This window comes from Streptomyces sp. URMC 123, from assembly GCF_051386515.1.
GTDB lineage: Bacteria > Actinomycetota > Actinomycetes > Streptomycetales > Streptomycetaceae > Streptomyces.
The window spans coordinates 1-6588 of the sequence record NZ_JBPQTV010000346.1; the positions used below are offsets into that span (position 1 = coordinate 1).

Annotated in this window: 7 protein-coding genes; 5 read left to right on the top strand and 2 right to left on the bottom strand. The window is 67.1% G+C overall.

The genetic code is table 11. The features are described 5' to 3' along the window. Nucleotides 1-482 precede the first annotated feature (482 nt). Nucleotides 483-1421, bottom strand: coding sequence for a DUF6000 family protein (locus ACSNOD_RS26775; protein WP_436769635.1), 939 nt, complete (start codon nucleotides 1419-1421; stop codon nucleotides 483-485). A 690-nt stretch (nucleotides 1422-2111) separates the two neighbouring features. On the opposite strand from ACSNOD_RS26775, the gene ACSNOD_RS26780 reads away from it, so the two are divergent. The 4 genes from ACSNOD_RS26780 to ACSNOD_RS26795 all read left to right on the top strand — a co-directional run bounded on the left by ACSNOD_RS26780 (nucleotide 2112) and on the right by ACSNOD_RS26795 (nucleotide 3945). After that, nucleotides 2112-2756, top strand: coding sequence for a DUF4291 domain-containing protein (locus tag ACSNOD_RS26780; RefSeq protein WP_436769641.1), 645 nt, complete (start codon nucleotides 2112-2114; stop codon nucleotides 2754-2756). 53 nt (nucleotides 2757-2809) lie between these two features. Next, entirely contained in the window at nucleotides 2810-3013 is a 204-nt protein-coding gene (locus ACSNOD_RS26785) for a hypothetical protein (protein ID WP_436769636.1), read from the top strand. 160 nt (nucleotides 3014-3173) lie between these two features. Beyond that, nucleotides 3174-3626, top strand: coding sequence for a hypothetical protein (locus tag ACSNOD_RS26790; protein ID WP_436769637.1), 453 nt, complete (start codon nucleotides 3174-3176; stop codon nucleotides 3624-3626). Nucleotides 3627-3774: 148 nt separating this feature from the next. Then, a complete protein-coding gene (locus ACSNOD_RS26795; protein WP_436769638.1) occupies nucleotides 3775-3945 on the top strand; it encodes a hypothetical protein in 171 nt (56 codons plus the stop codon). 156 nt (nucleotides 3946-4101) lie between these two features. On the opposite strand, the gene ACSNOD_RS26800 is transcribed toward ACSNOD_RS26795, so the two are convergent. Further along, nucleotides 4102-5388 (bottom strand): adenylosuccinate synthase, encoded by a 1287-nt coding sequence (locus ACSNOD_RS26800; RefSeq protein WP_436769639.1) that lies wholly within the window; start codon nucleotides 5386-5388, stop codon nucleotides 4102-4104. A gap of 166 nt (nucleotides 5389-5554) precedes the next feature. Here ACSNOD_RS26800 and ACSNOD_RS26805 point away from each other — a divergent pair, with 166 nt between their 5' ends. Further along, entirely contained in the window at nucleotides 5555-6538 is a 984-nt protein-coding gene (locus ACSNOD_RS26805; RefSeq protein ID WP_436769640.1) for a hypothetical protein, read from the top strand. Nucleotides 6539-6588: the final 50 nt, after the last annotated feature.

Sequence of the window (6588 nt, forward strand, 5' to 3'; positions counted from 1 at the left end):
CCCAACCCCACGACCTACGTCCACAACCCCCTGACCTGGTCCGACCCCCTGGGGCTCATGTCTTGCGAAAACGGAGGTAGCTGGGACCCCAAGGAAGCACCGTACCTTTATCGCGGAGTGAGCCACGCCGACCCAGGCAGTGCTCAGCACTTGATCGATATGTATAAAAACGCTCTCGAGGGGAGAGCGGTGCCTATCGGAGGACACGAAGATGTTCAACTGCATGTGGGGTCGAATGAGGGCACTCGGAGCGTGTTCACATCATGGACGACTGACCTAGAGGGCGTCGCTAGGGACGCAAGCACTTACGGCAATGGTCCGGGAGTTGTTTTGCGTATACCTAACGGAGACGGTGCGACGTATTTCCGGGTCCCGGGAGTCTCTTATGTTTTCGAAGAATCCGAGGTCACCTTGAGGGGAATAGTCGAGAATGCGGAGATCAGCATAAATGGCGGGCCTTGGCATAGGCCGTCCAGTCAGTCCTAGTGCGGGTGGGATTCGAGGTACTGCCGGATCGATTCCCTATTCGGCAAAGCGGTGTATGAGTTGAGGCGCCACGCTCCGGTGTTCGGGTCACGTGGAACAATGGCCCATCCGCCACGATTGGGTGCCAGGCTGAAAAGAACTGAACCACACAAAGTGCACTGCCCCACGGAAAGAGGGGAAGATGAATGCAAATCGTGGCTTTGTGGAGTGGCGGCATGCAGCGATTGGTCAAGCCGTGAGCGGGTGCTCTCGGGCGTAAGGACGTGCCAGTTTTCCGGCGTTGCCAGAGGTTGCCAATTGTCGAAGAAGTCGATCACCTGTTCGGATGTGTCGGAAAAAGCGGCTCGTTGTGATGCAGCCTCCGTTTCATCCATAAAATGCATGATTTGCGGCAATAGTTGCGCTACATTCGGCATTTCCGTGGAGCCGAACCAGGACTCCCAAGGGCCGCTGGGCTCTAGGAAGGAATTCGCGTATCCCGAGCCCAATTTGCTGTCCAGGAGCATGAGCCCCCCAAGGGGCCAATCTTGTGCGGCATACGGCGCACCCGCGGTCAGTGAGGAGCGAAGATAGATTTCCAGTATCTGGGCATCTTCGTGTGAACCAAAACGCGCCAAAGCGACACTGTACCCCTTAGGGGTTTCTGTTCCGCCGTTCATCAGCAAACGGCTGAAAAGCCTTCTGAACTCAGTCCTCCTGGTCGCTGCGATCATCCACGCCGCCGTCAGTTTCATTCGCCACTCGCCTTTCAAAAGAATGGCCAATTCTTCGGCAGTGGCAATGCTTGCGGAGTCGTAGAGGTTCTTCATGAAATTGGATCGTTGCGCCTGGTCCATATGTGTCAGGTTCCACCCGTGCAGCTTCATGTAGCGGCGCCCGGGTATGACGTACCGCCTGGTCGCTGCCAATGCCTCAAAATTGCTCTCGGGCCACACCGTGGATCAACCTTCCTGTTCGCTGCCTGGGTGAGTGCATACTCGCGCTTTGTGTGTGCACCTGTGTGATTACTTCTGTGAAGTGCTCGCTGTGATTTCCTGTTTCAGTCATCAGCGGAGAACGGTCTGACGGCGAGCAAACTGTTTCGTCCTCTGCGTCACTCTAAAGTAGCGCCATGTCCCCTGTTGAGGAATGGGGCATGCGGGGGCAGCTCGTTGCTCGGTGTGTCCCAGTGCCGGACTGTCACCCCTGCGAACGCCTGCCGGGGGTCGCTGATGCGCTGAAGGGTGGTGACACACGGTCTTGACCCGGGGGGATGCCCTCGATGAACCGCCACAGTAGCTGGTGGCGCTCCAAAGAGGAGAGGGCAAAACGCAAACAGTCATGCATTGCTGGTCGAATGAACGCTGGAAGGGGTTGGGCGTTGTTGAGGGTGGGAGCCACCGGGGTACTCCGTAGAGGCGCAAGTGGTGGACGCCGCGGGCCGGTGGTGGGGTGCCGTGCCCTCGCCTCGAAACTCGGCTGCACCACGTTGTCGTCCGCCTGTATAACTCCGGGACGGCGCGGAGTGACAGAGAGGCATGCGGGTGCGGCACGAAATCGGCGGTATTGAGCAGGAGCGGTCGCGAGTGGTCGCGCGACCCGGGACCGACCTTTCCGGACCGCAACTGGAGGCGGGGCAGGCCGATATGACTGGTGGAGCCCGTACGCACGAGGTCCGTGCGGTCTTCAACGACGAGACCATCACGGTCTATCAGGCCTACCCGGCGAGCATCGCCGAGGCCGCGCTGAAGGCGGGCACCTTCGTGGACCCGTTCAAGCGGGCCCGCATGACCTGGATCAAGCCGTCGTTCCTGTGGATGATGTACCGCTGCGGGTGGGCCACCAAGCCCGACCAGGAGCGGGTCCTCGCCCTCGACATCACCCGCGAGGGCTTCGAATGGGCCCTCGCGCACGCCTGCCTCAGCCACTTCGACCGCAAGCGCTTCGCCTCCGCGGCGGAGTGGCGCAAGGCCCTCACGTCCTCGCCGGTCCGCGTCCAGTGGGACCCGGAACGCGACCTCGCCCTGAACCCGCTGCCGCACCGCGCGATCCAGATCGGCCTCTCCGGCGAGGCGGTCGATCGCTACGTGGACGACTGGATCACCGCCATCCGGGATGTCACGCCGCTGGCCCACGACGTGCACGCAGCCGTGACGGCCGGCGACCACCCCGCGGCCCAGGCCCTGCTCCCTCACGAGCGGGTGTACCCACTGCCCGCTCACCTCGCCGACCGCGTCGGCGGGTCGGTGGAAGTGAAAGAAATGGCAACGATGGAAGGGTCCACGCCTTGATAAAGACGGGCGTTCTCGGGCGCATCGCATCCGGGGAGGAACAGGGTAAGTACGTGAAGATCGAGCAGCACTGGGCGGGTGGTGAGGCCTATTACCTCATTCTCGTGGGGGGTAATCGGGAGCTCAGCGTCGATGGCGGGGACGACTGGGCCAAGGACGACGACTATCTGCGGGGGTATTTCGAGGAGAGCGACTGGGTCGTGGAGTGGGAAGACGGAGGCGTCGTCATTCCCCCTGAGGGCGAGCCCGCGCGATGAAGTCGCCTTCCGCTCGGGCCCGGAGGAGGCCGGCCGTCCGGGCGGATCGGTCGCGCCCGGTCGCGCCGAACCGAGAAGGCCGTACGGCACGGAATCCGTTCGCCGTGCGCGGGGCGCGTGGGTGAGAATGAGCGCCGCTTCCCCCTCGACCAGGAGATCCATGTACAAGCGCCTGCCCGTGCTCGTCCTCTGCCTGACGGTCGCCGCCCTCGGCACCTCGGCGTGTGACGACTCCGGCGACAACCGCTCCGGCGCCCCGGCCCCCGCCGCGCCGGCTGCCGCTTCCTCGCCCGCCGGCGCGTCCTCGGGCGGCTCCGAGGCGGGCCCCCAGGACAGCCCCCAGGACAGCGCCCCGGCGAGCCCCTCCGCCGACCCCGCCAAGCCGCGCCAGCTGACCGGCCTGCTGTCCAAGCTCTACCTCAAGACCATCCGGGACAACTACCCGAACATGGCGAGCATCAGCGACGAGACCCTCATCGACCACGGCAACGCCTTCTGCGCCGCCCAGGGCGTGGCCCTCGCCGATCAGGCCAAGAAGACGATGAAGGAACTCGGCACCACCCCCAAGCAGACCGCCCAGATCATGGGCAGCGCGCACGGCTACTGCCGCTAGTTCCCCGGGGCCCCGGCCGAGGCCCCGTAGAGCCCTCCGCACCCCTCGGCCTCACGCTTAGGAGGGACTCCCCGCATCCACGGCCCCCTCCCTGGGCAGCCATGTCGGCGATCATTCGCTCCAGCATTCGCTCCAGGAAAGGCCGTTCATGCCCCGTCGCCTGCTCGCACTTCTGCTCGGAATCGTCGCGCTGTCCGCGGTGGCCACCGCTCCCGCCACGGCGGCGGAGGCCGATCCCACGAAGCTCCTCTCCAGCATCGAGGGCTTCGCCATCGAAGGCCCCCTGATCAACAACCTCGGCCTGCCCCAGGTGCTCTGAACCGGCCGCCCCGCCGGGCCGGCCAACCGGCCGCCACCCCCGGGCCCGGACGCTCGACCGAGCGAAAGCACATCGGTCAGCGAGAACACGTCGGCCCCCGCAGGGGAAACCCACCCGCGGGGGCCCACGGCCACAACACGTACTACGAGCTACCAGCTACGAGATCAGCGAACGGATCTCGATCGTCTCGTCGCGGCCCGGACCCACACCGATCGCCGAGATCGGCGCGCCCGACATCTCCTCCAGCGCCTTCACATACGCCTGCGCGTTCTTCGGCAGGTCCGAGAAGCTCTTCGCCTTCGAGATGTCCTCGGTCCAGCCCGGCAGCATCTCGTAGATCGGCTTCGCGTGGTGGAAGTCCGTCTGGCTGTACGGCAGCTCCTCGACGCGCTTGCCGTCGATCTCGTACGCCACGCACACCGGGATCTGCTCCCAGCCCGTCAGCACGTCGAGCTTCGTGAGGAAGAAGTCCGTCAGGCCGTTCACCCGCGTCGCGTACCGCGCGATCACCGCGTCGAACCAGCCGCAGCGCCGGTCGCGGCCGGTGGTCACACCGCGCTCGCCACCGATCGTCCGCAGCTTCTCGCCGTCTTCGTCGAACAGCTCCGTCGGGAACGGCCCGGCGCCCACGCGCGTCGTGTACGCCTTCAGGATGCCGATCACCCGGCTGATCTTCGTCGGGCCCACGCCCGCACCCGTGCACGCGCCGCCCGCCGTCGGGTTCGACGAGGTGACGAAGGGGTACGTGCCGTGGTCCACGTCGAGCAGCGTGCCCTGGCCGCCCTCGAACAGCACGACCTTGCCCTCGTCGATCGCGTCGTTGAGGATCAGCGTCGTGTCGGCGACATAGCCCCGGATCTGCTCGGCGTAGCCGAGGAGCTCCTCCACCACCTGCGCCGGCTGGATCGCGCGCCGGTTGTACAGCTTGGCGAGGATCTGGTTCTTGAAGTCGAGAGCCGCCTCGACCTTCTGGGTCAGGATCGACTCGTCGAACAGGTCCTGCACCCGGATGCCCACGCGGTTGATCTTGTCGGCGTAGGTCGGGCCGATGCCGCGCCCCGTCGTACCGATCTTCCGCTTCCCCAGGAAGCGCTCCGTCACCTTGTCCAGCGTCGTGTGGTACGACGTGATCAGGTGGGCGTTACCGCTGATCAGCAGCTTGGACGTGTCCACGCCCCGAGCCTGGAGTCCGCTCAGCTCGGAGAGCAGGACCGCCGGGTCGACCACGACGCCGTTACCGATGACCGGGGTGCAGCCCGGGGAGAGAATTCCGGACGGGAGCAGATGCAGCGCGTACTTCTGGTCGCCTACGACGACCGTGTGGCCGGCGTTGTTGCCGCCCTGGTAGCGCACCACGTAATCCACTGAGCCGCCGAGCAGGTCGGTGGCCTTTCCCTTGCCCTCGTCACCCCACTGAGCACCGAGCAGCACAAGTGCGGGCACAGGCGTACACCCCTTCCGGGCGGGGCATGTCCAACGTGCCGGGCGGCTCGCTGCATGGTGCAGCCGCCGCGAGAGCCGTCGAACCGGTGCCCCGGATAGACGAAGCCCCTGGCGCAACAGCGACAGGGGCTCTTGCACCGAGAGATTACCTGACGGAAGGACCGAGGTGTCGGCACAGCATCACGGGCACCCTCCCCCGAACGGAGTCCGGGGGGACCCCCTGCTCGTCGTCATCGACCCGGCCGCCCGGCGAATCGACGGTGAGTCCGTGCGCATCGCGAAGGATGTGCTGTGCGCGGGCGCGTCGACGAAGATCTGCCTGCCGGACGGGCCCGCGGAGGTCGCCCGGGCGCTGGCCCGGCGCGGCAGCCGGCAGCCGGTCGTCGTCGGCGACGACGCGGCGCTGCTCACGGTCGTACGGCTGCTGCACCAGCAGGGTGATCTCGCGAAGACGGTCGTGTCGCTGATCCCCGTCGGGGCGTCCGGCAGCGCGCTGACCCTCGCCCACACGCTCGGCGTCCCGGCCGGGCCGGTGGCCGCGGCCCGTACGGTGCTGGACGGGGCCGAGCGGCGGCTCGACCTCCTCGTCGACGACACGGGTCAGATCGTCCTCGGCGGGCTCTGGATTCCCGGCCAGGCGCGGATGGCCGCGGAGCGGCCGGGTACGGCGGCGGTGGCTTCCGTCGTCGGCCCGGCGAGGGGCCCGGCGTACGACGGTGGGCCGGCCCCCGGCGGTGGGCGGCGGCGCTGGTGGGCGCCCTGGTGGCGGCGTACGGGGGGCTCCGGCGCGGTACGGGTTCCCGACGCGCCGCCGGTGAGGGTCGCGGCGCGGGTGCCGGGCGTACGGGTGCCGGCGGTGCGGCTGCGTGTGGAGGCGGACGGCGAGGTCCTGGCGGACCTCGACCGGCCGGTCCAGGAGATCCGGGTGACGCCGGAGGACGGCCTCGCGGAGGTGGTCGTACGGGCCGGGGCGGCGGGGCCCGGCGCGGCGCCGGTCGGCGAGGTCACGGTCCGTGCGAAGACGGTCACGGTGTCGGGTTCCGGTACGGAGTTCTTCTATCGGTCCGAGGCGGGGGTGGGTGGGCCGGTGGCCGCGCGCACGTGGACGGCCCACGCGGGCGCGTGGCGCCTGACGCTCCCCCGCGCGTAGCGCCTCGGGCTTGTGACGCCCACGCCGCCGACGTCCCCCCGGCCGAAGGC

Bases quoted from the DNA above. Each gene is read 5' to 3' on its own strand.
- ACSNOD_RS26780 (WP_436769641.1), top strand. From the start codon at position 2,112: ATGACTGGTGGAGCCCGTACGCACGAGGTCCGTGCGGTCTTCAACGAC.
- ACSNOD_RS26790 (WP_436769637.1), top strand. From the start codon at position 3,174: ATGTACAAGCGCCTGCCCGTGCTCGTCCTCTGCCTGACGGTCGCCGCC.
- ACSNOD_RS26795 (WP_436769638.1), top strand. From the start codon at position 3,775: ATGCCCCGTCGCCTGCTCGCACTTCTGCTCGGAATCGTCGCGCTGTCC.